Raw genomic sequence first — 26864 nt, forward strand, 5'->3', positions numbered from 1 at the left:
CAACATCGCCGCCGGCCTACGTCACCACGCCAGACACCCAGATCACGCCCTCAAACTGATCCTGACCTCATGAGACGTGACTTTTCCGGCACCCTGCCGCAATGATGAGCGCTATTCAATACCAGTGACGATCCAGGAAGGGATCCGGTCGACTTGGGCCGCGACCGTCGCATTACACGATCGCTTTCGCTCGTTATGACCCGTAACCGTCACCGGAAGCCCTTCCGACGGCAGGACAATGACGGACTAGGGATTGTCCGGGCCCCGCGAGCTGGTCCACGGAGTCGGATCACCGTGTGGTGAGGATCATCAACATTTGGAGCGCCGCGACACAACCAGCATCGATGAGGTCATGTTTCTCGGTGACCGCCAAGGGCGAGACTAGCAAGCCACCCTCATCGCGAAACGCGTTGAGGTTTTGGTGCTGGGTTTGTCGGCGTTGAATCCATCAGCGATTCCGGTGATCGCGTAGGTGCTGCCGATCATGTCGACGTGGGCATTGCCTTGCAAATTTTCCCAATAGCTGCCCGTAAAACCGCCAAAGTTGGCAATGCTGACCGACTTAACACTAAGCTTGTCCGCATAGTCCACAACCGCCGTGACACCCGCGGAGTGGTGACCGCTTGTGATGCTCGTGGTGAATTCTTCCGTTGTGCACCCCACCGCATATGTCGTGGCCATCGCATCGTTACCGATAGTCACGTGCGCGGTACCGCGGGGAAGCTCACCGTGCAGGAGCGGTACAGGGGGAGGCGAAGACGAGCACCCAGCGAGGCTGGGGAGAACTAAAATGGCACCAACAATGGCAGTCAATCGGTTGCCCACGACCTCACGGCCCATCTCGCTCAAGCCCCCTCTGGTCTCTCGGCTAAATGTCCTCTGTATGCGAGAGACTTCTCCGGCGTTGTGGCATGTCGGTCACGATCCGGCTGAGGATCATGCTGCTCGCCATCGAACATTGTGCGCAACATAATACAGCAGCTCTGCCAGCCGCGTGTTCGCGCACCGCCTAGAAGTATGCCGAATTAATTCGCGTGGGCGGGAGTGGGGGACCATCGCGTTAACGGTGTTTCCCGCAAGTTGGGGATTCACTTCATCGCCGCAACACTGGGTGGATTTTGTGGTGGTGTCGATAGTAGTCGGTCCAACACTTCTGCTGGGGTGCGCCAACCAAGTACTTTGCGGGGACATTGGTTGAGTTCGCCGGCGACGGCGGCGAGGTGTTCCGGACCGATGTACGAGGCAGGTCGGTGAGTTGGAAAGTGCCGGCCCAGAAGGCTATTGGTGTTGTCGTTTGGGCCACGCCGCCATGGTGAATTCGGATCACGGAACTAAATGTCGAGTTCGGTGGCTGCGGCCACCCCGGCGTGGTTGGCCCTGGTCCTGGGTCAGTATTCGGAGCAGCGTGGCCGCGAGCGTCTAGCCGGCCGCGTCTAGTCGTTCCCCACGCGACGCTTTGGGGGACCCACCCGAATACGCTGAAACATGATGAACAACACCATCATTGCACCGGCCCATCACCAGCGTGGAGAACGTGCTCCGAGGGGGAGACCACCACCACAACTTCAGACCGGATCGAATTAGATCGGGTCGAACCCCGAGATGAACCAATGGCCGCCGATTTTCTCAAGCGTCACCCGAACAGTCGACGCCGAGTTCGTGGGGGGATCCTGTGCGACGGTCACGGTTTGGTTGACGAAAACCAGCACCACAGCGTGATTGGGGTTCGCCGACATCGAGCCCGCCGCACGAACGGTCGCCACGGTCGTTATTTGCTTCTGCTTGGCACCCGGTATCACGACTTTGGTCGCAAGTTGCGTATAGGAGTCCCGAAAACTCCCCGTGAGGCGGTCGCGTGCAGCGGCGAGGTCGCGGTCAACGGTATCGGGGCGATATGAAAGCAGCGCGACGGTGGAATCCTCGGCTGCCTTGACGGACTCAATGCGAGCGACGTTCGCGGCCTTAATCGAGCTGTCTTGCCACTTCCAAAAACCCGCCGCCATCGCCAGCAGTAGCGCCAACGTCGGCAGTACGCCATAGACCAGGACGCTTCTCCAGTTCACCCGGTGCTTGCCAGGGTGGGTGACCGTAACCGGTTCCGTGAGAACTTCGGTTTTGCCGGTACTGTCGCCTTCGTTGACCTCCGCGGCGCCGATGGCATCGATATCGGTGTCGGCCTCCACCGCGTCGGTCGGGTCGGCTTGTTCCGACTCGGCGCGGCCGGCCTTGGCGTTTTCACGCGCGCGCTCGGACTTGGATGGTGCCGGCGCCGGAATGCCCGTTGATTTCGCCGCGCCATTTTGCGACGACGGCCCATTCATCTGTTGAGAGCGGCTCAGCCGCCTTCTTTTCACGGTACGAACCCTACGTTCGAAATCTTCACGTCAGCGCCGGTCTTCTGAACCGTTACTCGCATCCGCCAGGACCGTGGTTGCTGTTCGGCACCGGCATTGGTGGTGTGAACGGCCACAGCGACAATAATCCGTGCCTCGTTGCCCGTTTCCGATTCCAAACCTGCCGCCGTGATCGCACCGACTGACTTCGCCTGTGTCTGCTTGACGACCGTGATGAAGGGCTGCGACCTTTTCGAGAAGTCATCGTAAAACTCGCCGGTCGCCGAGTCCAAGACGCGCCGAACATCGGCTTCCGCGTGTTGATAATCGATTGTGGTCAGGTTGACTGCACCCTGCTGGGCAACGTCCATAAACGTATTGCGCTGCGCGTCGTCTCGCTGCGCTTGGTGAGCGCGGTAGCCAAGCCAGCCGGATAACCCCCCGACCGTCAGCACAACGACCGTTCCCATAATGAGCGCAAGCCGCTGCGGCGGGATCGACCGCCTGGCCTGCGTAGCCCCCTCGGCTGTCCCCGGCGATGCGCCATCCGCCCCGGTTACATCGGTGGATTCCTGCTCGACGCTTTCAGTTTCGGAGTCGAAGCCGGATGTTTGGCCGTCCGTCGTCGAGTTCTCTTCCGCCCCTACAGTCGACTTGGACGCCCTCCCTTCGTGGACGGCAGGATCGTCTGTCATGTTGCGCTCCTTATTTGGACTTGGGACAGGCGGCCACCGTGTAAATGTGGCCGCCTGGTCCAACATACTTCCCGGCTGCCGGATCGTTCCTGGGCGACCACTATCGGCGCCGGACCGCAGTGGGACGGCTTGTGGGCTCGAACTACGTCTTGTAATTTTAATTCGAAATCAACGACCCATGGTCGGCAATGGCATCATAAGACGGTGCCCGGCCACAAGTGACCCGCCGTCATGAGGAGGGTAGATGTACTTGTTTAAGAGCACGTTCGTGGCTGTGGCTATTGGTTGTGCGTCGGTTTGGCTCGCCACACCGGCCTCTGCCGACACCCCCGCAAATCGTTGCGGCGCCCCGCTGGCCCTAATCTGCTCGCTGATTCCAGGGTTACCTGACCTCGACCACGACGTCGATCTCACCAAAGACCCCAGTGGTCTGAACCCCGATCACTACCTTAACGGCGGATCCGATGCGGACACCGTCGGAGGCTAGGCAAGTACCTTGCCATTGAACTCGACCCTAGGAGGGTCTGGGCGGCACCGAGGCGATGCGCTCGTCCAGTCGACATTGTTAGTTGCGGCGACGGTTCGAGGCCGTGTTGAGGGTATACCTGGGTCGTTGGAGTTGCCCGTTCCGCGAACGGGTACAGATGATCTCACGCTGGTCTCACCGGGCCAACAGGTGGTGATTGATGAACTTCGATCCGAGATCTCCCTGTCGCTGCCCGTAAGCCGCATCGGGATGGTCTTGGCGATACCGTCGAGCTATCAGCACCCATTTCGGGCCGTGTTGCGCACCGACCGGTTTTCCGTCCAGCCGGTAGCGATGTCGGTGACCGGCAGTGTGACTCCACGTTCGCCAGCGACGTTGCCGAAATCGTGACCGACGAGATCGACTTCAAAGACAGTTTCGCGCCCATCGTGCTGGGTACCGATGCCCCGTTCCGCAGCCCGCTGAACTTCGGGACCGGGGGCACGGGATCGTGTGGTCGCGGTCTGGCCGCTGTGCTGCGACGTTGCGGGGGCCACGAGTGTCATGAAGGTCATGGGACCAATCGCCAAGACCGCCATCGCCGCGGCAACTCCGACCGATAAACGCTAGGAGACCGCCGCCGCGTTTTGGCTTCTTGCCAACGCCTGGTCACGGAGTGCGGCATCACCGTACGAAAAGTGTTGACTGACAAGGGGATCTTGCTACAGGGGCCACATCTTCGCTCAGACTCTGGTCGGAATTGAACACCGCATGACACGGCTTTGGCGGCCGCAAACCAACGGCACGGCGGAGAGATTTCCGTTGCCCCCTTAGCGGGCCAGTCACATCCTCAGCACAAAATCTCCAACCCCCACAGCCAGTAATCCCCGGAAGCGATCCGTTCGCAACCGGGTCGGTGGATCTGGACTATGAGGGCTTGTTCGGGCCGGTGCCCTCGGGCAGGGTCATGAGTTCTAGTACCCAGCATGCCGTAATTCGTCTGAAGACGTACACATTGAAGCGGTGTCGGTTCGGCACACGAACGCTGATTGGGCGCTTCCATGACCCAGTGCACGGATGTTGACAAGTGTGACGCAGGACTCTAACCTATCGTCGGTATTTCAAAACCACATTAAAAACCCGTATCGCGTCGCAGATCACGGTATGGATTGAGGTGACCGGGTCATGCCGGAGCCTGGGCGGGGCGACGATCGCGGCCGTGGAAGCATCTTTATGGAGGGGGCGTTTTGGCCAGTCACTTCGAGAGCGAGCCAGCTCCGGAGGTCGCCCGAGAAGATGGTCTGTCCGAGCCCATGCAGCTGGGAGCAGATGACGCTACCGACACCGAGCGCATCGATCTCCGCAGTGAGGAGGTCTTGAGCGCCGTCTCAACGCTCGACTATCCAGACACTGAAGTCGACGCTACTGCCGTCGGCGCCGTGCCTGCGTCACGGATTGCTCGCATGACCGGCGGGCTAGCGATGATTTCATCGGCTAAGGCTGGCAAGCCCGTCCGCGCATTGGGCGGTTTTTTCGCGATGGCGTTGGACACACTGGTGTTGATGCCGCGCAGGCCGTTCGCGTGGCGCGAATTTCTGTTGCAGTCCTGGTTTGTGGCCCGGGTGTCATTGTTGCCGACGCTGATGTTGGCAATCCCGTTCACCGTCCTGGCGATCTTCACATTCAATATTCTGCTGGTGGAATTCGGCGCGGCTGACTACTCAGGTACCGGCGCCGCCTACGGGACGGTCACTCAAATCGGACCGGTAGTGACGGTGCTGGTGGTCGCCGGCGCTGGCGCCACCGCGATGTGTGCCGATCTGGGCGCGCGCACCATCCGCGAGGAATTGGATGCGCTGCGGGTGATGGGCGTCAACCCGATTCAGTCATTGGTGGTGCCGCGGGCGCTGGCCGCCACGGTGGTGGCGCCTTTGTTGGCTTCTGTGGTGATCCTGGTCGGCCTGGTGGGCAGTTTTATCTTTTCGGTGTTCCTCCAGCATGTGACGCCGGGTTCGTTCGTGTGGGGCTTGACGATCATCACCCACTCTCTCGATGTGGTGATCGCGTTGGTCAAAGCCGCGTTGTTTGGTCTGGCGGCTGGGCTGATCGCCTGCTACAAGGGCATTTCGGTCGGCGGCGGCCCAGCCGGCGTAGGCAACGCCGTCAACGAGACGGTTGTGTACACATTCGTTGCGCTGTTTGCCATCAATATCATCGTGACCGCTCTTACCGTGAAGGCGACGCTAACGTGAAGACGACACTATGACGACTAGTGTTCCCAGTACGCCCCACCCGCGCATCCTACGGATCACCCGGTCCTGGGTGGACGGTTTGACCCGCATTGGCAACCAAGCGCAGTTCTACTTCCAAACCCTAATCTCCATCGGGGAAGCCTTCGCGCATTACAAGCTGGAGATGATCCGCTTGATCGCCCAAATGAGCCTAGGCACAGGGGCGTTGGCCATGGTCGGCGGGTCCGTGGCGATCGTCGGTTTCTTGACCCTGGCCACCGGGGCGCTGATCGCCGTCGACGGCTACAACCAATTCGCCAACGTAGGCGTGGAGGCGCTGACCGGGTTCGCGTCGGCCTTCTTCAACGTCCGGTTAATCGCACCGGTGATCGCCGGTATTGCGCTGGCAGCCACCATCGGCGCGGGCGCCACCGCCCAGCTGGGCGCCATGCGTATCAACGAAGAGATCGACGCCCTGGAAGTAATGGCCATCAAATCCGTTGCGTATCTGGCGTCGAACCGCGTGGTGGCCGGGGTGGTCGTGGTGATACCGCTGTACTGCGTGGCGATGCTGACGTCGTTTCTGGCCGCCCGCGTTGGCACGACCGCTATCTATGGCCAGTCGAGCGGTGTCTACGATCACTACTTCAATACCTTCTTGAACCCGACCGACATTATCTGGTCGTTCTTTCAGGCGATCACCATGGCGGTCGTGATCATGCTGGTGCACACCTATTACGGGTTTACCGCCGCGGGTGGGCCGGCGGGCGTGGGGGAGGCCGTCGGCCGCGCGGTAAGAACCTCCATGATCTCGGCGGTGTTCGTCGTGTTGTTCCTTTCACTGGCAATCTACGGCCAGTCCGGCAACTTCCACCTCTCGGGATAGTCGGATGGAAGACCGAAAGCACAAACGCCGCGTTCATCCGCTCTGGTGGGCCGCGATAATGATCGCAACCATCATCGCGATCGCGCTGGTATGTTCGGCGATTTTCGCCGGGACATTCAACAGCTATGTGCCGGTGACACTGAGCTCTGACCGTACCGGTCTGGTGATGGAACCAGGTGCGAAGGTCAAGATGCGCGACGTCGAGGTGGGTCGGGTCGGCGAGATCAGTGGTGGCAGTAAGCCGGTGAGCTTGAAGCTGGAAATCTTCCCCGACCAGATTCGCCACATCCCAGCGAATGTAGGGGCCCAGATCAAGGCCACCACCGCGTTCGGCGCCAAATACGTCGAGTTGATCTATCCAGAGCATCCCAGCCCGAAGCGGTTGGCCGCGGGTGCGGTGTTGCGGTCGCACAACGTCACCACCGAGGTCAACACCGTGTTTGACAACCTGGTGGGTTTGTTGCATCAGATCGACGTGTCAAAACTCAACGCAGTGCTAGGCGCGCTGGCTGAGGGGGTCCGTGGTCAGGGCCAGCGGATGGGCGAGGCGACAACCGATGCCAATCAGGTGCTGTCGGCGATCAATCCCCGGATGGACACCGTGGCTGCGGATTTGCGCTCCTTCAAGGGGTTCAGTGACGCGTATAGCGCTGCCGCGCAGGACATCCTGGCCACTATGGACGCGGCCAGCACCACGAGCACCACGGTCACCAAACACAGCAAAGACCTGGATGCATTGCTGCTGAACACAATTGGGTTCTCCAACGCCGGCATCGGGCTGCTCGGACCCAACAAAGACAACCTGGAGAACGGCATCAACGGGCTTGAGCCGACGACAAGCCTGCTGCTCAAGTACAACCCGGAATACACCTGCGTGATCCTAGGTGCGATGAATTACCTAGACAACGATGGACGTGCGGTTGTCGGCGGGAACGGCAAATCACTGTTGGCGGATGCCGGCCTGCTGTTCGGGGACGACTTATACTCGTATCCGGAAAACTTGCCGGTCGTGGCTGCCAAGGGTGGGCCGGGCGGAAAGCCCGGTTGTGGGTCGAACCCCGATTTGAAGAACCACTTCCCGATGCGCGCACTCGTCACCAACACAGGCTGGGGAACCGGGCTCGATATTCGACCCAACCCCGGTATCGGACATCCGTGCTGGGTCGACTACTTCCCGACCACCCGGGGGACCCCTGAGCGGCCGAGCATCCGGCAGTGCATACCCGGGCCGGCGCCCGGGCCGGTTGTTCCCGCGGGGATGCCGCCGTATGGGGCGCCGTGGTACGGGCCGGACGGCGCCCCACTCTGGCCGGGCTTGCCGCCCGCGCCCCCGCCACCGGCGCCCGAACCCCCGCCACCGGCACCCGAGCCGCCGTCACCGTGAGCACCGAGAGACTGAGGAGTTGCAGCCGTGAATGACAACTTGCGACGCTCAATCGTGTCGCTGGCAATCTTCGTGGTGGTGTGCCTGGTGGGAACATTTGGGCTGATGGCGATCTTCGCGCAGCTGCGATTTCAAAAGGAGCAGCTCTACAACGCTGAATTTACCGATGTGAGCGGGCTGGCCACCGGCAACTTCGTGCGGATCGCCGGAGTTGAGGTGGGGAAAATCAAAAACATCTCCATCAACCCGAACGCCCACGCCGTGGTTGAGTTCTCGGCCGATCCTTCGGTGGTGCTCACTGATGGCACCAAGGCCGCGATCCGCTGGGCCAACCCGATCGGTGACCGGTATTTGGCACTATTGGAAGGCGCAGGCGGGCTCAAACCGCTAAAGCCGAGCGAGACCATCCCGGTGGCGAGAACCGAGCCGGCACTGGACCTTGACACCCTGCTGGGGGGGTTCCGGCCGCTGTTTCGGGCGCTGGACCCCCAGCAGGTTAACGCGTTGAGCGGTCAGCTGATCCAGGCCTTCCAAGGTGAGGGCGCCACCATCGGCTCGTTTTTGGACCAGGCGGCGGCGGCGACCAATACGCTGGCTGACCGCGACCAGCTGATCGAGCAGGTGATCGGCAACCTGGACGCGGTGCTGGGATCCTTCGGGGATCAAAGCAAACAGTTCGCCAAGGCGGTCGATTCGCTCTCGAAGCTCGTCAAAGGGCTGGCGGCGCACAAGTCCGACATCAGCAACGCCGTCGCCTACACCGATGCCGCATCCGCGACGATCGCCGATTTCCTACATCAGGCCCGGCAACCGATTCATAACACTGTGGTGCAAACGGATCGCACTGCCTCGATCGTGGTCGCCGACCAGAACTACGTCGACAATCTGCTCCAAACGTTGCCGGACGCCTACAACCAGATGAACCGGATGGGACTGAACGGCACGTATTGGGCCTTCTACCTGTGCGACTTGTTGTTCAAAGTCAACGGTAAAGGTGGCCAGCCGGTCTACATCAAGGTGGCCGGCCAGGACACGGGACGGTGCACGCCGAAATGAAACCCTTCGCTGAACGCAACTTATTCGTCGTCGGCGCCGTGGGCATTGTGCTGCTGGTTGGGATCGTGGTGCTCGCCATGGAATACAAGAAGCTGCCATTTATTAATGCTGACAAGCATTACTCCGCGTACTTCGCCGAGGCTGGCGGGCTGCGATCCGGTGCTGCGGTGCAAGTGGCAGGTTATCGGGTGGGAGAGGTGTCATCGGTCGAGCTAGACGGAGCACGGGTACTGGTCAAATTTGATGTCGACAAGGGCGTGCATCTGGGCGAGCGGACCGAGGCGAACGTCAGGACCAAAAGCCTACTGGGCGCCAAGGTTCTGGAGGTCACGCCCCGCGGTGACGGGCAGCTGTCGGGGACCATCCCGGTCGAGCGGACCCGGCCGCCCTATCAGCTGCCCGATGCGCTTGGCGATCTGTCTTCGACCGTCAGCGGGCTGAACACCAACGCGGTGTCGGATGCGCTGGCCACGCTGGCTCATACGTTTGAAGACACCCCGCCGGATCTGAAGCTCGCTGTGCAAGGTGTGGCGCGGTTCTCCCAGACACTGGACGCCCGTGATGCTGCGTTGCGCAAGTTGCTGTCCAACGCTAACAAAGCGACCGCGGTGCTATCCGAACGTGCCGACGAGGTGGTCAGCCTGATCGCCAACACCAACGCGTTGATGGCCGAGCTGCGGACCCAAAGCGCCGCGCTGGAGCACATTTCGCGGCATTTGTCGGCCTTTGCTCGGCAGTTGTCCGGGTTTGTCAGTGACAACCGCCAGCAACTCCGTCCGGCGCTGGACAAGCTCAACGGCGCCTTGACGATCGTTGACAACCATAAAAAAGATCTGCAGGTGTCGCTCAAGCGCGTCAACCAATACGCGTTATCACTGGGTGAATGTCTGACGGCGGGCCCCTACTTCCTGGCCTCCCTGTACAACCTGGCGCCCGGGCAATACGTGCAGCCATTTATCGACGCGGCATTCCACGATTTGGGTCTGGATCCCAATGTGCTGCTGCCCTCGCAGCGCACCGATCCGCAGACCGGTCAGCCGGCCACCCCGCCGCTGCCGGTACCGTATCCGCGCACCGGGCAAGGTGGGGAACCGAATCTCACCCTGCCCGACGCGATTACCGGTAAGCCGGGCGATCCTCGCTACCCCTATAGGGAGCCGCTTCCCGCGCCCCCGCCCGGCGGTCCGCCGCCAGGGCCGCCGGCCCCAGCACCGGGGGGTGTGGGGTCCGTCCCCGCGCCCGGCCCATCGCCGGTGTATCAACCGGCGCCGGGGGAGCAGCCACCGACGAACAATCCCGCGAACGGAGGCCGGTGATGCGCTCACGTAATTTGCGGATCGGCGTTGCGATCGCGCTGGCACTCGTACTAGCGGGCGGTGTCGTGGTCGCGGTGCGCTCGGTCGTCCAGGACGCAAGGACCCACATTGTGGCCTACTTCGACAACAGCAACGGCCTGTTCCGCGGCGATGAGGTACGTATCCTGGGGGTTCCCGTGGGCGCCATCGATCGCATCGAACCCCAACCCGAGCGGGTGAAGGTCACGTTCTGGGTCAACGACAAATACAAAGTGCCGGCCGATGCGAAGGCCGCCATCCTCTCGCCGCAGCTGGTCACCTCACGCGCGATTCAACTGACTCCGGCCTACACCGGCGGGCCGGTGATGCGTGATGGTGCGGTCATCCCACAGACCCGTACGGCGGTCCCGGTGGAGTGGGACGATCTGCGCCAGCAGCTGGAAAAGCTCACCGACGCTTTACAACCCACCACACCGGGCGGGGTCAGCACGCTGGGCGCGTTCATCAACACGGCCGCGGACAACCTGCGCGGTCAGGGGCCCAATATCCGCGACACGCTGATCAAGATGTCGCAGGCGGTCTCGGTGCTGGGCGATCACAGCACCGACATGTTCGCCAGCATCAAGAACTTGTCGGTGGTGGTGTCCGCGCTGCAGGACAGCTCGACACTGCTGCGGCAGCTCAACGTCAATCTGGCCGCGGTGACCGCGGCGCTGGCCGACGATCCCGACGCGGTCGGCACCGCGGTCAAAGACCTCAACGACGTCGCCGGTGATGTGACGCAGTTCATCGCGGACAATCGCGAGGCGCTGGGCACCGCCACCGATAAGCTGTCGTCGATCTCGGGCGCCCTTCACGACAGCATCCCCGATATCAAGCAGACGTTGCACATGGGACCCAACGCATTTCAGAACTTCATGAATATCTTTCAGCCGTCCCAGGGCGCGGTCACCGGTGCTCTGGCGCTCAACAACTTCGCCAACCCAATCTCGTTTTTATGCGGCGCGATACAAGCTGCATCACGCCTCAACTACGAGCAGTCAGCAAAGCTGTGCGTGCAATATATGGCGCCGATCTTCAAGAACCGGCAGTGGAACTTCCCGCCGCTCGGTGAGAACCTCTTCGTCGGCGAGGCGGCCCGCCCCAACGAGATCACCTACAGCGAGGACTGGCTGCGGCCCGACTACGTGCCCCCGCATCCGGCGCCGCCGGGCGACACACCGCCTGCGAGCCCACCATTGCCGCCACTCCCGGGGCCAGCACCGAGTCCGCCTCCGGGTGCTGACGCTGTACCGACCGATCCGGGCGCCGGTTTGTCCGGCATCATGGTGCCACCGGGTGGTGGCTCATGAGCCGCCTGAACCGAACCACACTGCGGTGCATGATCGTTGGTGCCCTGTTCATCGTGGGTACGGTCGCCGTGGCCGGCTGTCAGTGGCGTGGCTTGAACTCGCTGCCGTTGCCGGGCACCCAGGGCGGCGGTCCGGGATCGTTCGTGGTGCAAGCACAGCTGCCCGACGTCAGCTACATTCAGGAAAACTCCCGGGTCCGGGTCGCCGATGCCAACGTGGGCACCATCACCAAGATCGAGCGTCAGGGTTGGCACGCACTGGTCACCATGAGACTCAACGGTGATGTCGACCTGCCGGCCAACGCCACCGCCAAGGTCGGCCAGACCAGTTTGCTGGGCTCCCTGCACATCGAGCTGGCCGCACCGGCCGGCGTGGCACCGCAGGGCAGACTGCACGAGGGCTCGCTGATCCCGCTGGCCCACGCCGGGGCGTACCCAACCACCGACCAGACACTGGCGGCCCTGTCGATGCTGCTCAACGGCGGGGGGATCGGACAAATCCAAGACATCACCGCGGCGTTCGCCACCGCGTTTGCCGGCCGCGAAAAAGATCTGCGCAGCCTGATCGAACAGTTCGACCAGTTCACCGGGCACCTGAATGCCCAGACCGGTGACATCATCGCCGCCACCGACAGCTTCAACAATCTGGTCGGTCAGTTCGCCGATCAGAAGCCCGTGCTGGACAAAGCGATGCGCACGATTCCCGACGCGCTGGCCGTACTATCCGACGAGCGCGAGCATCTCGCCGAGGCCGCCACCGCGTTCGGAAGGCTCAGCGCGCTGGCCACCGACTCGGTCAACAAGACCAAGCAGAATCTGGTCAAGGAATTCAAAGCGATCGGGCCAGTGTTGGAGTCGCTGGCCAACAGTGGGCCCGCCCTAACTCGCGCGCTGGATGCGGTGGTCGTCATGCCCTTTCCCAAATCCGTCGCGACCGGTTGGATTCGCGGCGAAGCGGCCAACCTCACCGCGGTCTTCGACCTGACCCTGAGTCGCATCGACAATGGGTTTTTCACCGGTACCCGCTGGGAATGCGACCTGACCGAGTTGGAGCTGCAGTGGGGCCGCACCATCGGCCAGGTGCCCAGCCCATGCTTCGAGTCTCGGCGGTTCCGGACCCCGTCCAACCCGCTTGTCGTTCCCTACCAAGCCGATCAAGGGCCGTGATATGCCAATCCTCGGACAGCAATTCCACGAACGTTTGAACAAACGGGTCAAAATCCAATTGGCGATCTTCACGACGGTGGCCGTGATAGCCGGTGGCGTGATGATCTTCGGCTACATCAGGATGCCCGCAATGTTTGGCGTCGGTCATTACACGGTCACCATGCGACTACCGCGAGCCGGCGGCCTCTATGCGAGTGGGAACGTCACCTACCGCGGCACCGAGGTCGGCCGGGTGACCGACGTGCACTTGACCGACACCGGCGTGGACGCGGTGCTGTCGCTACGCTCCGACGTTCCCATCCCGTCAGATCTGAACGCCCAAGTACACAGCGTCTCCGGTGTCGGCGAACAGTACGTCGCGCTGCTACCCCGCAGCGGCAACGGGCCAGCGCTGAAGAACGGTGATGTCATCCCGGAGGGCCGCACCTCGGTGCCGCCGGACATCAACGCGCTGCTCGACGCCGCCAACCGCGGCCTGCAAGCCATACCGCCCGACAACGTGAAGACAATGGTCGATGAGAGCTACACCGCGATCGGCGGCCTGGGCCCGGACATCTCCCGCTTCGTCAAAGGCTCCACCCAATTAGCCATCGACGCGCGCGCCAACCTCGACCCGCTCATCGCGCTGATCGAACGCTCGAAGCCGGTGCTGGATTCTCAGGCCGAGTCCTCCGGCGCGATCCACTCGTGGGCGGCGCACCTCGCCGACCTCACACACCAGCTGCAGACCAACAACACATCGGTTGCGGGCCTGCTCGAACAAGGTGGGCCGGCCGCCGCCGAGGCCCGGCAACTGATCGACCGGCTGCAGCCGAGCCTGCCGCCGCTGCTGGCCAACACGGTCAGCCTCGGCGGAGTCGCGCGCGACTACGGGGCGGGAATCGAACAGCTCCTGGTGATACTGCCCGGGCCCATCGCCGGTATCGGGACCGCTCTGCTACCCGACCTCCACACCAAACACCCCGGATTGACCTTGGACTTCAACCTCAATCTCAACGTGCCTCCCGTCTGCACTACCGGGTACCTGCCGATCCAACAGCAACACGTCCCATCCGGCCGCGACGGCACCCCCGATGAGGGCATACCGCCGCGCGAAGCGACCTTCGACGGGGACCTGTACTGCCGGATACCCCAGGACTACCCCATGTACGTGCGCGGCGCGCGCAACTTCCCGTGCCAGGTCGCCCCCCATCCGGGCAAGCGCGCGCCGACGGCGGCGATGTGTGAAAGCGACGAAGAGTATGTACCGCTCAACGACGGACTGCAATGGAAGGGCGACCCCAACGCCACGCTGACTGGGCAGGGTGTCCCACAGCCGCGACCCACTTCGCGGTCCGCACAAGCGGCACCACAGGCACCACCACCGCCCCCACGGGCAACAGCACCGCCGCCACAAGCACCGCCCCCGCCGATCGCGACGCCCGGCTACGATCCGCTGACCGGAAACTACGCGGCGCCAGACGGGCACTTCTACACCCAATCCGACCTGACCCAAAGCACGGAAGGGAAGACATGGCAAAGCATGCTGACGCCGGGGACGGGCCCGTGAGCGGCCGGTCCGCGGCAGGCGGCTCGCCCGCCGTAAAAGAGGCGCGGGGGCAGACGGAGAACCACAACACCGATGAGGCCGTCGACGACTACGCCAACATCGCCGTCCGGAAGAGCCCTTCCAACGCAAGGTTCGCGATCGCGACGAGCGTTGTCGCCCTGGTTGCATTAGGGTGCTCGGCCGGCTGGTTGGGATACCGAACGTATGACATCCGCCAAGCGCAGGTACAGCGCAACCATTTCGTGCAGGCCGCCCGGCAAGCGGCGGTGAATTTGACGACCATCGACTACGCCGAAATGGATGCCGACATACAGCGGATCTTGGATTCGTCGACCGGCAGCTTTCACGACGATTTCCAGAAGGGATCCCGGCCTTTCGTCGACGTCGTCAAACAGGCGAAGTCGAAATCGGAGGGCACGGTGACCGAGGCAGGCCTGGAATCACAGCACGGGGATCAGGCGCAAGTGCTGGTCATCGTGGCGGTGAAGACGACGAATGCCGGCGCGCCGGACCAAGAGCCGCGGGCCTGGCGGATGCGGATTGGGGTTCAGAAAGTCGGTGACGCTGCCAAAGTATCCGCTGTTCAGTTCGTACCATGACCGCTAGCAACGGCTACCGCACGGTTCACCGGATTGGAGTTCATCTTGGCCGTCGATATCGACAGCATCACAGGGGAGTCGTATCCCATGTCTGAAGACGCGTCCGTGCCTGGCGCTGGCGCTTTAGAGAACAATGAGCTCACCGAAGTCGGCGGGGGGCCCGAAGCGGCTGACGAGGCCGATGATGTCGAGTCTGTTGCAGACGGCGATGGCGACGCGACCGATATCCGGGCCGAGCCGTCGGGCCGATTCTCGTGGGTGCGCACCTTGGCCTACGGTGTGCTGCCGGTACTGGTTCTGGTCGTCGCCTTGGGCGCGGGTTATCTGAAGTGGCTGGAAGCTTCCGCGCGGCTGTCGCAGGAGGCGGCTGCGAAGTCGGTGCAGGCCGCGACCGAAAGCACGATCGCGATGCTTTCCTACCGGCCAGAAACCGCGGAGAAGGACTTGACCACTGCGGGTGACCGGTTGACCGGCGTCTTCCGCGACGACTACACCAAGCTGATCAAGGACGTCGTCGTTCCAGACGCCAAACAGAAATGGATCTCGTCGGTGGCTACAGTGCCCGCCGCGGCGTCCGTGTCGGCAACCAAAAACCATGCAGTCGTGCTGGTGTGCGTCGACCAGACCACTGTCATCGGCAACGAACCGCCCAGCAATTTCACTTCTAGCGCACGTATCACTCTCGAGAAGGTTCATGACCGATGGCTAATCTCGCAATTCACCCCAGTCTGACCCGGAATGCCGCCGCACCGACCATGGACATTCTCAAGACCGACTTCACCGCCTCCGATGAGTGTCGGGCCTACTCGTTGGAAGGCCGCTCGGTCGGCCACCTGTGCCCTGCGTTGATCTGCCAGCTGCGCGACTTTGCTGCTCACTATCGGCCGTTGGAGCGATGATGGCGCGCAGAATGCGACCCACGGTCGACGCGCGGCGCCGTTGTGCTGCGGCGTCGGCGCTAGCGGTCCCGCTGGTTGCGGCGACGGCACTGGCCATGCCAACCACACATGCCGACAATCACCGGCTCAACAACAGCGTCGTGGAGAACGTTTATACGCTTCAGCAGCAAGTTGGCTGTATCAGCAACGTCAAGGTCAACCCGCAGTTGCAGTTGGCCGCGCAATGGCACACCGATGACATGATGAACAATCGCAGCCTCGACGGCGACACCGGCTCTGATGGGTCCACAGCGCAAGACCGCGCCAACCGGGCCGGTTTCCACGGCAACGTCGCAGAAACCGTGGCGATCAAGAACTCGGTGGCAATCAATAACGTCGACGTCCTCAACCAGTGGTATTACAACCCCGCTTACTACGCCATCATGTCCAACTGCGGCAACACACAAATGGGGGTGTGGTCAGAAAACAGCCCCGATCGCAGCGTAGTGGTGGCCGTCTATGGCCAGCCGACGTGACCACACCACTAGGGGGCAGTCATTTCCGCACTCGACCCCTACGCCTTAATGGAGACCTTCTGTATTCGTGCGCAGTAGGAAAACAATTGAGCCCGAGCCCGATTCGGTCGTGCGAGGCGGTCGATATTCGGGGCGGTCCCACTCGTCGTCTACTTGTCGCGGCAACTAATCGCGTCATAAGATTTTCCAATGATTAAGCTCACGGTTCTAGCGGCGGTAATAGCAACGGCACTGGCTGGAACGGGCGTAGCCAGCGCGGCGCCAAATGATGATGAGTACTGCACGTACACTTTGTCGGCTCCAGAGCGCTATCGCAACGTCAACGCGGATGCGGTGATCGCCACCTTGCAACCGGAACACTGCAATGGCCAAGCGAACCCGCGGAGATCGCAAGTGTGTCTGTCCTCTCCCGATTTCCCCGGAGATTGCGGTAAGGATTCTGGCTGGGGCGTTGCGAAGGTGGTCCTTCCCTGGGTGTCCGGTCGCACGTATACCGCTACTGGTAATGGCTGCGCGGATAATGGCATTCCGTTTCACGTCGCGACGTGCAAGCCGTACGGGCCTATCAGCGCAACTCTCTGATCGCTCTTTTCGCTTGTCGCCTTGGGTTGATTCATTTTGCTTTTCCGTTGACGGTCCTGGAGCTCTCCGAGGTCATGATTGGTGCGGTAGGGAGTCGCTTTGAAGGACCGCTGGCAACTGTCGTGGAATTCGACCATGTACAGCCCGCCGTTTGGTCGCCCAGATCATCTCGCACGGCGTCTAGCAGTCGTGCATTTCAATAGCGGTTGCGGCCATGGGTGTTCCGCAATTGAGCGTGCGGCAGATCATCCAGAAGCCTGGAGCGCTAGCTACTTCGACCTGAAAAAGTCGGGGTGTGGCGGTGGCTGAAGTGGCCGTTGTTTGACGAGATGATGGCCTCGAACCCTTGGGCAAGAAGGGATCGAGGCCATCGTGCTGAGAACTTTAAACGACCAGCCGTCGTTGTGGGACGCGATACTGCCGTCGGAGCTGCTGGTGTTGCCCGACGAATTGGCGCGGGTGGACAGGCTGCTCGACGACCCAGCGTTCTTCGCGCCTTTCGTGTCGTTTTTCGACGCACGAATGGGGCGTCCGTCGGTACCGACGGAGACCTATCTGCGGATGATGTTCCTGAAGTTCCGTTACGGGCTGGGTTATGAGTCGCGGTGTCGTGAGGTGGGTGATTCGATTTCCTGGCAACGGTTTTGCCGAATCCCGTTCGGCACACGGGTCCCGCATCCGACCACGTGTTGACCGTCTCTCTGGATGGTGACCACGGGGCGGCCATTCGTCGTTGAGCGTGTCGATGTGAATGCCGGCGTGGTTGCCGGCTTGAGCTTGGTGGTGTGCACCATCAGTGTGATGAGGAACTGATGGGTGCGCGGCACCCCGCTGAAGTCTTGGCGGGCTCGCAGGGTGCCGCGCTGTAGTGCACGGAGGCACTGATGGTGACGGTAGAGGCTGATCTGGTCGGCGTCGAGTCCCGGTTGACGGCTGGCCAGATCGCGTGCCCGGCATGCTCGCAGGGTGTGCTGGGTGGGTGGGGGCATGCCCGGGCTCGGCAGGTCGAGGGCCTCGGCGATCCGATACGGCCGCGGCGGGCACGATGCCGATCCTGTCTGGTGACCCATGTGTTGCTGCCGGTCACGGTGTTGCTGCGCAGAGGTTACGCGGCACAGACTATTTGGGAGTCACTGTCGCTGCGGAGCCGCGGGCGGGGGCATCGGCGTATCGCTGCGCGGCTGCAGGTTCCGGCGGCCACGGTGCGGGGCTGGCTGCGCCGGGCCGGTAGGCGACTGGAGGCGATTCGGGCGTGGTTCCTCACGGTGGCGGTCCGAACCGGGGTCGACGTGACGATTCCTGACGGGGTCGGCTGCGGTTGGGCTGACGTGGCGGCCGCGGTGACCGTCGCGGCGGCGGCGATCCGGCAGCGGTTCGGGCCGGCCGGATTGCTGGGCGCGGTGACGCTGGCGCAGGTGCTGGTCGCGGTCAGCGGCGGCCGACTGCTCTCACCGGACTGGTCGGTGGCGTAGCTGGCGCCGCGGGCCAACACGAGCTGCCCCTGATGCGGGGCGGTAGGAATCGGTGATCCTCGCGAGGGCACCTGCCCGGCAGACGGTTTCGGGCCGGGCCATCGAATGTGTGAGGAGAACACCGCAGTGTCGTTGGAAGAGCACAAGCGTCGGGAGCGGGCCCAGGCGATCGGCTTGTTCCGCTATCAGGTGATCTGCCCGGCCCTGGCCGACGGGTTGTCGACCAAGCAGCGCGGCCGGCTGGTCCGCGAGATCGCCGACCGTCACCATGTTGATCCGTTCGGCACCCAGGTGCAGATCGCGCGGGCCACCCTGGATCGCTGGATTCGCCGTTACCGCGCCGGCGGGTTCGAAGCGTTGGTGCCCGAACCGCGGCGGCTGGCCACCCGCACCGATGTCCAGGTGTTGGAGCTGGCCGCCTCACTGAAACGGGAGAACCCCTCGCGCACGGCCGCGCAGGTGGCCCGGATCCTGCGCACCGCGACCGGGTGGGCGCCCTCGGAGTCGACGCTGCTGCGCCATTTCCACCGCTGCGAGCTGATGGGTCCCACCGCAGGTATGAGCAGAGAGGTGTTCGGCCGGTTCGAAGCCGCTGACCCCAACGAACTGTGGGTCGGCGACGCGTTGCACGGCCCGCGGGTCGGGGACCGCAAAACCTATCTATTCGGCTTCCTGGATGATCATTCTCGGTTGGTGGTCGGGCACCGGTTCGGGTTCGCCGAGGACACCGTGCGCCTGGCCGCCGCCCTGAAACCGGCGTTGGCCGCCCGCGGGGTTCCGGCCTCGGTCTACGTCGACAACGGGTCGGCGTTCGTCGATGCCTGGCTGCTGCGAGCGTGCGCGAAACTCGGTATCCAACTGGTGCATTCGACGCCGGGGCGCCCGCAAGGCCGGGGCAAGATCGAACGGTTCTTCCGGACCGTGCGTGAGCAGTTCCTCGTCGAGGTCACCGACACCACCACCGAGGACCTCGCCGCGGCCGGGGTCGACCACACCGGCGCCCTGTTGGAACTCAACCGGCTGTTCATGGCCTGGGTGGAGACCGAATACCACCGCCGCACCCACACCGAGACCGGCCAATCCCCGCTGGTGAGGTGGGAGACCGGCTGGGACCGGCTCGGCGGATTACCGGCGTTGCCGAGGGCGGCGGATCTGACCGAGGCGTTCCTGTGGTCGGAGTTTCGGGTGGTGACCAAGACCGCCACCGTCTCCCTGCACGCCAACACCTACCGGGTCGACCCCGCCCTGGCCGGCCGCCGGGTGGAACTGGTGTTCTCCCCGTTCGACCTGGAAACCATCGAGGTCCGCCATGGCGAGCGCAGCTTTGGTCCCGCGGTGCCGCACCACATCACCCGCCATGCCCATCCCAAAGCCCGACCCGAGAACCCCGACCCCACGCCGCCGGTGACGGGGATCGACTACCTGGCGTTGACCGCCACCGCCCATCATGACCAGCTGCGCGGTGATGAACGCATCGGCTACCACGCTCTCTACGGCACCGACACCTCGGCCACCGTCGGCTCGGTGGGCGACGATCAGGTTCCCGGGCAGCTCTCGATAACCGACCTGACCGCCGCCAGCGGCGAGTTCGAGGGTGAGGTGTCGGCGTGAGCATTCAACGGCTGCAATCACATTGGGGATTCACCCGGATGCCGTTCGGGCGGGATCTGGCCCCGTCGATGCTGCACCGCCACCCCGGCCACAGCGAAGCCATCGCCCGGATCGGCTGGTGTGTGGACCAATGCGCCATCGGGGTCATCACCGGGGAAGTCGGTGCCGGCAAAACCGTGGCCATCCGCGCCGCCGCCACCTCCCTGGATCCGGCGCGGCACGTCATCATCTACCTGGCCAACCCCACCATCGGCGTGCGCGGCATGCTCACCCACATCGTGGCCACCCTCGGACACACCCCGGCGTTTCACACCGCCCGCCTGGCACCCCAGGCCGCCGACGCCCTGGCCGCCGAGCACGCCGAACGGGGCCGCAACCCCGTGCTCGTCGTCGACGAAGCCCACCTGCTCGACAACCACCAACTCGAAGCGATCCGACTGCTCACCAACCATGACATGGATAGTGGTTCACCGTTCGCCGTCGTGCTCGTCGGGCAACCCACCCTGCGCCACCGACTACGCCTCGGGGTGCTGGCCGCGTTGGATCAGCGCATCGCAGTGCGCTACACCCTGCCCGGCATGACCGCAGCCGACACCGCCGACTACATCGGACACCACACCAAGATCGCCGGCCGCTCCGATGCGCTGTTCGCCGACGACGCGATGACCCTGATCCACAACGCCTCCCGCGGCCATCCACGCGCGGTCAACAACCTCGCCCTACACGCCCTGACCGCCGCATTCGCCGCCGGACACTCCATCGTCGGCGAGAAAGCCGCCCGCATCGCCATCAGCGAAACAGCAACAGACTGAAACCAACTCGCTTCACCACGGCGACCACCGCGTCACCGCAGCCAGGATCCCGTCACCGAGACCACAACGGCCCCGCTCACCACAGCGAGCGGGGCCGTTCTCATCGATCCCTCGTCATCAATGCCGATGACGCCGACATCGTCATCCACAGTGACGGCTAACACCACGTTGATGAAGCTGACCCGCCGGTGCGGCGATGCTGCGGTGGCCGGGCTCAACGATGCGCTGTTGGCCAAAGCCACCGAGCGCAAATTGCTGCGAACCGACAAGGTCCGTGCGGATACCACCGTGGTGCCAGCGGCGGTGGCCTATCCGACCGACTCGGGTTTGTTGGCCAAGGCCGTGGGCAGCATCGCTGGCACGATCACGCGTATTCAAGCCGCCGGCGGAGCGACGCGCACCCGGGTGCGCGACCGCAGTCGCTCCGCGGGGCAGCGGGCCCGTTCGATCGCGGCCAAGCTGCGTCTGCGCGGTGCAGCGGCGCGCGAGGAGGGCCAGGCTGCGGTGCTGCGGATTACCGGGGATCTGGCCGGTATCGCCGAATCGACGGTGCGTGATGCCCAGGCGGTGCTGCGCAACGCCCGACGGAGTCTGCCCACCGCGACCGGTCGGCGTTGCGGCCAATTGCGCCGAGCGATCAATGACCTCGATACGCTGTTGCAACGCACCGCTCTAGTGGTGGCTCAGACCCGCAGCCGGCTGGCCGGAGTGATGCCTGATTCAGCGACCCGGATGGTCAGTTCCCATGACGTCGATGCCCGCCCCATCCGCAAGGGTCGGCTCGGTAAGCCGGTGGAGTTCGGTTACAAAGCCCAGGTCGTAGACAACGCCGACGGGGTCATCCTCGACCACACCGTCGAGACCGGAAACCCTGCTGATGCACCGCAATTGGTGCCGGCCATCGCACGCATAACAGAACGCACCGGTGGTGCACCAACAGCGGTGACTGCTGATCGCGGCTATGGATACGCGTCGGTGGAAACCGAACTGCACGACCTCGGGGTTCGCCGCGTCGCGATCCCGCGTGCCAATAAGCCCAGTGCCACCCGCCGGGAGTTCGAACACCGAAGAGCATTCCGCGCCAAGATCAAATGGCGAACCGGATGTGAAGGCCGGATCAACCACCTCAAACGCAGCTACGGTTGGAACCGCACCGAGTTGACCACCCTGACGGGAGCTCGAACCTGGTGCGGACACGGAGTCTTCGCCCACAACCTGGTCAAGATCAGCGCCCTGGCCGCATGAACAGCGCAGACCAGCAGCCCGATCGACCAGCCTCGGCCGTCAGCTCGAGCGCCCTCAGACCATCAACCGTTTTTCAGGTCGAAGTAGCTAGCACCCGAACCTTTAAGGACTTCTGCGCAATCACGCCCTCACTGACATGCCGATCAGCTGGCAAGCACTGTGTGATTAGTTCCGCTGGCACTACACCCATCAGCGGCCGCATATTGCCTGCGTGTTCATGTCGCCAAAACTGCGGTGCGGCGCAGCTGGGCAGGTGGAAGTGGCACGACCCGTACACTGCATGGCGCATCGCTGGTTGAAAACACCAGCCGTATCTGGGTTTACAGCCCGAAGGGCAGGAAATGGCACCGAACCGCAGCCATGATCGGCTACGTGGACCAGGCTATGGGCATCAATTTGCAGTTCTACCAGCAGTATCGAAGCATCGGCGGGCACAACGGCCGCTTCGAGTTCCCCCGGGCGGCGAGAATGGCTGGGGGACGTGGGGGCGCAGTTGGGCGCTATGTCGCGCGATCTGGTCCGGCGCGATTCGCTAGCGCCGCCGGCGAATAAGTGGCTCCTCGCCGGGAACGGCCCGGTCTAGTTACCAGATTTAGGTTGCTCAACATTCAGCATGGCGGGGGATTGGCATCCCAGTCGGTCAATGTCCACCCTTCAGACGGACTTCCGGTGAGTACCACGTGACCGATATTTGGCAGTGACTTGCCGGTCAGCAGTGATGGATCGGGGTTGCGTACGTTCATCAGCACCCAGAGCATGATCGCGCCACCATGTGAGAATGCGACCGGATTTTGTTCTCCGCTAGCGTAAATGTGGTGCACCGCATCGTCGAACCGCGCTTCGAACTCGTTGCCGTCCAGTGATCCCGGAATTCGCGCGCTGCGGTCACCTTGCAGCCAACGCCGTGGCGCGGTCAACAAGGTCTGCGCTGCGCCGGACTCGGGTTGGCCTTCGTACTGACCAGCCTCGATTTCCCGCAGCCCAGGAAGTACCGTGACGGGTTCGCCGAGCGCTTGCGCCGTGGGCGCCGCCGTCTGCTGGGTGCGGATCATGCTAGAGGCGTAGATGCCGTCGTAGTGGTGGGGACTCAACTGCCCGACCGCGAGCGTCGCCTGACACCATCCTCTTAGGGTGAGCTCAGGACCAGGGGTCGAGGTGTCGATCAGACCCGACGCATTGCCGGCCGATTCAGCATGTCGCACCAGCGTTAATGTGATGGAGTGCGGGCCGGCCGCCCGCGCGGGTATGCAGCTCAAGGCCAGCATCGCGACGATGGCCGCAGCAACCAAATGTCGTACAGTCACGATGCTTTCACCCGCGCGCACATCACGTCCAGCCGACCCGATGCGCACCACGGTCCACACTGTGCGGCCTAATGCTGCATCGAACTGGCGGACGGCGACTGAGCGGACCGTCGCATTCTGCGATTGTCGGGTATCTAGGCACCAACAGGCCCGTTTGTGCCGTTTTGTGAGTTGCCGGTGCATGCCTGTTGCGCCTCCCGCGTGGCGAACTTCTGGCGGGAGATCTGTTCTACCCGCTCGATGTCCTGCAGAATCGCATGCAGCTCAGCCAGAAAGGCGGTACGACGTTGGCGGAGGTTAGTTCCCGGCTCTAGCAGTCGTTGATCTGCGGCCACCTGCCGAGCAGTGGCGAATAGCAATGCGGACACGGATTCATCGCTACGAAGCTGGCCTTGGGCGGCGTATTGCCGTCCCACGCCGAGGGCCAGCTTCGTCATCTCCTTGTCCGCAATCGCGGCTGGCGCGTCGTGGAGCACGTCGGCGACGACCGCGTACGCCTCAAAGAACGGTCGCAGCATGGTGTGCGCAACCAGTGGCCTTTTCGCATGCAGCAGTAGGTCGATGCCGGTGGTACCGGAGTGGACGTGTGCTTGCCAGTCGGGCAGCGACGCCAACTCAGCGGCGATGTGGTCGCGAAAGGCCATCGAATCGGCGAAGTAAAAGTCGAACTTCAGCAAGTCGCGTAATCGGAATGTTTGAACCCAGAACGCTTCGAGCCGGTCACCGTCGGCGATCCGCGCAGCGTGGGCCAGCGCCAGTTCCACTATTGAGGTCTCGAGGAATGCGTGAATCAGCGAGTTACGGTAGAACGCGGCCTCATGTTCGTGCCCTGGCGCGATGCGCCACACCGGCTCGCGCCCACCATCTGTACGCACAATTGGGTGCCCACCTGACAACGCGTCCAGTGCGGCGCGCACACCTTCACGGCTACGTAGCCGAACGGCGCTGTTAGTCATCGGTGTGTGGGTGCGGTCGAGATAGTCCAGGTCGTCTTGCAGCCTGTAGTGAAGCTCATCGAGTGTCAGCGCGGCACCGCCGGTAGAGAGCAGTAGTGCCACCACCAAACCAGTGGCGTTGATCGGGGTCGCGCGAAGGATTCGCCAAGCCACCTCGAACGCCATCTTTTGCAGTGCGAGTCTTTTGACGCCGGGTTCTGCGGTAATCGGGTCGTGAGGTGCACCCAGATACTCCCGCATGGATACAGTGTCGGCAAAGCGGACGTAAATCTTTCCGTAGTCGCGATCACCTTGAGCCTTGATGAAGTTGTAGAACCAGCCCATACCCTCGGGGGCCTTTTCACCGCCGCGAGCATATGACGCGTATTCCGCCGTCTCATGAAGTTGGTCGAAGCTGATCGATACTGGTTGGAGGAGAATATCTTCGGTGCGCCCGTCGAGGTACGCGTCGGCGATGTAGCTGAGCAGACCAAGTTTGGGAGGCAGCATCTTGCCGGTACGCGACCGGGTGCCTTCGATCGACCAGGCGAGGTTGAACCGCTTTTCTACGATATAGCCGACATACTGCTTGAGCACGTACTTGTAAAGCGGATCGTCGGCGATGTTGCGGCGGATAAAGATGACGCCCGAGCGGCGCATCAACGGGCCCATGAGCCCGAAGGCTAAATTGATGCCGCCGAAGATATGCGCTCGCGGAAGGCGGTTCTCCTGCAACGCCACTGTCAACACAAAGGTGTCCAAGTTCGAGCGGTGCGAGAACAACATCACTGCCGGATGGGTCCGTAGCGCCTGCTGCATCGCTGTGACCTGGTCGTTGTCGTAGTCGAGGTTAGGGTCGAACCCGCGGCGGAAAATCAGTCGGCCCATGCTGGGTATCAAATCGATCGAAAGCCTGCTCCAGCCAGTTGCGAGTTCATCGAGGATCTTGCTGGCTTCCTCGACCGTCGCACCCGGAATGTTGCTTAATCCCGTGCGAAATCGCGCCGAGGCGAGGATTTCGGGTTTCACCAGGCGCGGCGACTTGTACTCCGGCCCCAGCAGCCGATATTCGACTCGCTCGATGGCTAACGCAGCCCTTCGGGTGACGAACCGAGCGAAATCGCGCTCGTTGTCCTCACCGGTGGTGTCGCGCCACTGCTGACGCAGCTGCGCTAGCTTGGCCGTCTCCCCGGCGACCACCCGCGCGCGTGTGGGATCGGTTCGCAAGATCTGGCGTTGCTTGCGTTTGGTAGGGCGGTAAGGATCGCGTCCGGCCAGCAGCCCCAGGAGCTTGGAGCGGTTAGACAGATTCGACTCGGGCACCCAAAGTGCCCGCACCGGCACTACAGTCAGGTCGCCGTCATTCTGCAGATGCTCGACCAGTTCGGTCACCACACCAGGCGGCGGATCCTTGGCTGGAATCTGCACGACTTTGACATGAAGATCTGGACGCGTGTGGCGTTGCCGCTGCAGCCAGTCCTCAAGCAACTGCAACTCCACCGATGTAGACACGACCGCCAACACCAAGGTGTCATCGGTGGGAGCAAAGCTGTCTAGTTCACGTGAGGGCGATGGCCGTCGATCCATTACTGTTTGCCCCGGCTTGTCACCTGTGCATCCGACACTCGTCGCCGGATCCTTTTGCGCTGTCGTGCTTTTGCGGGTTGTTTCCGTGATCGCTCGGACACCGATTCGCACCAGGGGCCAGTCCTCGCGCTACGAAGCTGTATGTCCATCAGAGTCGAGTTGGCCCGGCTGAATGAGCTGCTTCGGGCAGAGCGTCGGCCTTGTGGTGATCAGCCGACATAAGTGGAAACACCTCGATGTCGATGGCGTACGAATGCAGCATCGATGAGTCGTGCGATGCGATGGGGCCTGTCGTGTGAATCACCACAGCGTTCGGAGTCTCACCGTCATCGCGATCCGTTCTGAATGGGCTGAGGCCGGCAGGGTGGTCCAACCACTCCGCTCCCGCGTACCGCCGAACGACAGTCCCATTTGGCGAACCCCCACTGCCATATTTTAATCTGTATTCAATATAGCCGTGGCACTACCTCGGTCGCAATCACGTCGTGCACTCACATCGGAGTTTCCAAAGCCGCGGGCATTCGGCGGGCCGTTGCCAGGAGGCTCAACCAAGCACGAGTTGACGAGTGCGGCAAAGATGGAACGAGGATCCTGGGCGCGAGCGATGAGCTTGATTCGGCGGACGAGTATTGCCAGCGAGCTGTCGGTTGACGGTTGGTATGTGTTGGTCGGCTTGAGGGACTCACGATGTCGATGTGCGGACGCCTTCAGGCGCGAGATCTCATTGCGTCGCAGTCGGTTTTTATGGCCTTGTTGTCCGATTCGATTGTTCCGCTGGCGCGCGCCGGTGTACAACGTCTGTGTTCTCCGCGGAGAGCGAAATGGGCATCTTGACACCTCAGCACCGCCGTTCCCTGCGATGAAAATTCGAGTTTCCTTGCCTCGGCTCA

The 26864-nt window shown here is 62.8% G+C and carries 21 protein-coding genes and 4 pseudogenes; 19 read left to right on the forward strand and 6 right to left on the reverse strand.

The features are described 5' to 3' along the window. Positions 1-381: 381 nt before the first annotated feature. The 3 genes from AC2VON_RS24750 to AC2VON_RS24760 form a co-directional block, all read right to left on the reverse strand. Positions 382-840, reverse strand: coding sequence for a lipoprotein LpqH (locus AC2VON_RS24750; RefSeq protein WP_084027720.1), 459 nt, complete (start codon positions 838-840; stop codon positions 382-384). 740 nt (positions 841-1580) lie between these two features. Further along, positions 1581-2354: a hypothetical protein gene (locus AC2VON_RS24755; protein ID WP_236724368.1), complete on the reverse strand. Its 774-nt coding sequence runs from the start codon at positions 2352-2354 to the stop codon at positions 1581-1583. Next, complete coding sequence (locus tag AC2VON_RS24760; protein WP_473133496.1) at positions 2351-3028, reverse strand: hypothetical protein; 678 nt, start codon at positions 3026-3028, stop codon at positions 2351-2353. Before AC2VON_RS24760 ends, AC2VON_RS24755 begins: the two co-directional genes overlap by 4 nt. A 244-nt stretch (positions 3029-3272) precedes the next feature. Here AC2VON_RS24760 and AC2VON_RS24765 point away from each other — a divergent pair, with 244 nt between their 5' ends. Then, positions 3273-3515, forward strand: a complete 243-nt coding sequence (locus AC2VON_RS24765) for a fibronectin-binding protein (protein ID WP_486955205.1) — start codon at positions 3273-3275, stop codon at positions 3513-3515. Between the two features lie 275 nt (positions 3516-3790). On the opposite strand, the gene AC2VON_RS24770 is transcribed toward AC2VON_RS24765, so the two are convergent. After that, positions 3791-4060: a hypothetical protein gene (locus AC2VON_RS24770; protein WP_486955206.1), complete on the reverse strand. Its 270-nt coding sequence runs from the start codon at positions 4058-4060 to the stop codon at positions 3791-3793. Positions 4061-4124: 64 nt separating this feature from the next. Between AC2VON_RS24770 and AC2VON_RS24775 the strand changes: the two are divergent. From AC2VON_RS24775 to AC2VON_RS24860, 18 genes and pseudogenes are all read left to right on the forward strand, one after another. Next, positions 4125-4313, forward strand: a pseudogene (locus AC2VON_RS24775) (IS481 family transposase); the annotation flags it as partial. Between the two features lie 644 nt (positions 4314-4957). After that, positions 4958-5746, forward strand: a complete 789-nt coding sequence (locus AC2VON_RS24780; RefSeq protein WP_439951827.1) for an MlaE family ABC transporter permease — start codon at positions 4958-4960, stop codon at positions 5744-5746. A 10-nt stretch (positions 5747-5756) separates the two neighbouring features. Then, positions 5757-6611, forward strand: a complete 855-nt coding sequence (locus tag AC2VON_RS24785) for an ABC transporter permease (protein WP_084027722.1) — start codon at positions 5757-5759, stop codon at positions 6609-6611. A gap of 4 nt (positions 6612-6615) precedes the next feature. Continuing rightward, positions 6616-7995 (forward strand): MCE family protein, encoded by a 1380-nt coding sequence (locus tag AC2VON_RS24790; protein ID WP_464508749.1) that lies wholly within the window; start codon positions 6616-6618, stop codon positions 7993-7995. 27 nt (positions 7996-8022) lie between these two features. Beyond that, a complete protein-coding gene (locus AC2VON_RS24795) occupies positions 8023-9051 on the forward strand; it encodes an MCE family protein (RefSeq protein ID WP_464508751.1) in 1029 nt (342 codons plus the stop codon). After that, the gene (locus AC2VON_RS24800; protein ID WP_464508752.1) at positions 9048-10367 is read left to right on the forward strand and encodes an MCE family protein; all 1320 of its coding nucleotides are present in this window, start codon (positions 9048-9050) and stop codon (positions 10365-10367) included. The genes AC2VON_RS24795 and AC2VON_RS24800 overlap by 4 nt, the downstream gene beginning before the upstream one ends. After that, a complete protein-coding gene (locus AC2VON_RS24805) occupies positions 10367-11698 on the forward strand; it encodes an MCE family protein (protein ID WP_464509112.1) in 1332 nt (443 codons plus the stop codon). Before AC2VON_RS24800 ends, AC2VON_RS24805 begins: the two co-directional genes overlap by 1 nt. A gap of 29 nt (positions 11699-11727) precedes the next feature. Continuing rightward, the gene (locus AC2VON_RS24810; RefSeq protein ID WP_464508754.1) at positions 11728-12864 is read left to right on the forward strand and encodes an MCE family protein; all 1137 of its coding nucleotides are present in this window, start codon (positions 11728-11730) and stop codon (positions 12862-12864) included. A gap of 1 nt (position 12865) precedes the next feature. Then, positions 12866-14413 carry an MCE family protein gene (locus AC2VON_RS24815; protein WP_464508757.1) on the forward strand — a complete coding sequence of 516 codons (1548 nt, stop codon included), beginning with the start codon at positions 12866-12868 and terminating at the stop codon, positions 14411-14413. Continuing rightward, the gene (locus tag AC2VON_RS24820) at positions 14377-15012 is read left to right on the forward strand and encodes a hypothetical protein (protein ID WP_464508760.1); all 636 of its coding nucleotides are present in this window, start codon (positions 14377-14379) and stop codon (positions 15010-15012) included. Before AC2VON_RS24815 ends, AC2VON_RS24820 begins: the two co-directional genes overlap by 37 nt. 87 nt (positions 15013-15099) lie before the next feature. After that, positions 15100-15744: a hypothetical protein gene (locus AC2VON_RS24825; RefSeq protein ID WP_486955207.1), complete on the forward strand. Its 645-nt coding sequence runs from the start codon at positions 15100-15102 to the stop codon at positions 15742-15744. Beyond that, positions 15714-15911 carry a hypothetical protein gene (locus AC2VON_RS24830; protein WP_473133489.1) on the forward strand — a complete coding sequence of 66 codons (198 nt, stop codon included), beginning with the start codon at positions 15714-15716 and terminating at the stop codon, positions 15909-15911. Before AC2VON_RS24825 ends, AC2VON_RS24830 begins: the two co-directional genes overlap by 31 nt. Positions 15912-15922: 11 nt before the next feature. After that, positions 15923-16420 (forward strand): annotated as a pseudogene (locus AC2VON_RS24835) (CAP domain-containing protein); the annotation flags it as partial. A 960-nt stretch (positions 16421-17380) separates the two neighbouring features. Next, positions 17381-17695 (forward strand): annotated as a pseudogene (locus AC2VON_RS24840) (transposase); the annotation flags it as partial. 197 nt (positions 17696-17892) lie between these two features. Beyond that, positions 17893-18480, forward strand: coding sequence for a hypothetical protein (locus AC2VON_RS24845; RefSeq protein ID WP_069954205.1), 588 nt, complete (start codon positions 17893-17895; stop codon positions 18478-18480). Positions 18481-18606: 126 nt separating this feature from the next. Continuing rightward, positions 18607-20091, forward strand: a complete 1485-nt coding sequence (locus AC2VON_RS24850; RefSeq protein ID WP_069954206.1) for a DDE-type integrase/transposase/recombinase — start codon at positions 18607-18609, stop codon at positions 20089-20091. A 38-nt stretch (positions 20092-20129) separates the two neighbouring features. Beyond that, complete coding sequence (locus AC2VON_RS24855) at positions 20130-20903, forward strand: ExeA family protein (RefSeq protein ID WP_226522213.1); 774 nt, start codon at positions 20130-20132, stop codon at positions 20901-20903. A gap of 144 nt (positions 20904-21047) precedes the next feature. Next, positions 21048-22148, forward strand: a pseudogene (locus AC2VON_RS24860) (ISNCY family transposase); the annotation flags it as partial. Between the two features lie 608 nt (positions 22149-22756). Here AC2VON_RS24860 and AC2VON_RS24865 read toward each other — a convergent pair. Beyond that, entirely contained in the window at positions 22757-23413 is a 657-nt protein-coding gene (locus AC2VON_RS24865) for a histidine phosphatase family protein (RefSeq protein ID WP_084027729.1), read from the reverse strand. Positions 23414-23586: 173 nt separating this feature from the next. Then, the gene (locus tag AC2VON_RS24870) at positions 23587-25974 is read right to left on the reverse strand and encodes a glycerol-3-phosphate 1-O-acyltransferase (protein ID WP_084027730.1); all 2388 of its coding nucleotides are present in this window, start codon (positions 25972-25974) and stop codon (positions 23587-23589) included. Between the last annotated feature and the right edge of the window lie 890 nt (positions 25975-26864).

It is taken from the genome of Mycobacterium sp. TH-M82 (genome assembly GCF_057473605.1).

Coding starts and splice junctions, on each gene's coding strand:
- AC2VON_RS24750 (WP_084027720.1), bottom strand. CDS start 840: ATGGGCCGTGAGGTCGTGGGCAACCGATTGACTGCCATTGTTGGTGCC.
- AC2VON_RS24760 (WP_473133496.1), bottom strand. CDS start 3,028: ATGACAGACGATCCTGCCGTCCACGAAGGGAGGGCGTCCAAGTCGACT.
- AC2VON_RS24765 (WP_486955205.1), top strand. CDS start 3,273: ATGTACTTGTTTAAGAGCACGTTCGTGGCTGTGGCTATTGGTTGTGCG.
- AC2VON_RS24770 (WP_486955206.1), bottom strand. CDS start 4,060: ATGACACTCGTGGCCCCCGCAACGTCGCAGCACAGCGGCCAGACCGCG.
- AC2VON_RS24780 (WP_439951827.1), top strand. CDS start 4,958: ATGACCGGCGGGCTAGCGATGATTTCATCGGCTAAGGCTGGCAAGCCC.
- AC2VON_RS24785 (WP_084027722.1), top strand. CDS start 5,757: ATGACGACTAGTGTTCCCAGTACGCCCCACCCGCGCATCCTACGGATC.
- AC2VON_RS24790 (WP_464508749.1), top strand. CDS start 6,616: ATGGAAGACCGAAAGCACAAACGCCGCGTTCATCCGCTCTGGTGGGCC.
- AC2VON_RS24800 (WP_464508752.1), top strand. CDS start 9,048: ATGAAACCCTTCGCTGAACGCAACTTATTCGTCGTCGGCGCCGTGGGC.
- AC2VON_RS24805 (WP_464509112.1), top strand. CDS start 10,367: ATGCGCTCACGTAATTTGCGGATCGGCGTTGCGATCGCGCTGGCACTC.
- AC2VON_RS24810 (WP_464508754.1), top strand. CDS start 11,728: ATGATCGTTGGTGCCCTGTTCATCGTGGGTACGGTCGCCGTGGCCGGC.
- AC2VON_RS24815 (WP_464508757.1), top strand. CDS start 12,866: ATGCCAATCCTCGGACAGCAATTCCACGAACGTTTGAACAAACGGGTC.
- AC2VON_RS24820 (WP_464508760.1), top strand. CDS start 14,377: ATGGCAAAGCATGCTGACGCCGGGGACGGGCCCGTGAGCGGCCGGTCC.
- AC2VON_RS24825 (WP_486955207.1), top strand. CDS start 15,100: ATGTCTGAAGACGCGTCCGTGCCTGGCGCTGGCGCTTTAGAGAACAAT.
- AC2VON_RS24830 (WP_473133489.1), top strand. CDS start 15,714: ATGGCTAATCTCGCAATTCACCCCAGTCTGACCCGGAATGCCGCCGCA.
- AC2VON_RS24845 (WP_069954205.1), top strand. CDS start 17,893: ATGGTGACGGTAGAGGCTGATCTGGTCGGCGTCGAGTCCCGGTTGACG.
- AC2VON_RS24855 (WP_226522213.1), top strand. CDS start 20,130: ATGCCGTTCGGGCGGGATCTGGCCCCGTCGATGCTGCACCGCCACCCC.
- AC2VON_RS24865 (WP_084027729.1), bottom strand. CDS start 23,413: ATGCTGGCCTTGAGCTGCATACCCGCGCGGGCGGCCGGCCCGCACTCC.
- AC2VON_RS24870 (WP_084027730.1), bottom strand. CDS start 25,974: ATGGATCGACGGCCATCGCCCTCACGTGAACTAGACAGCTTTGCTCCC.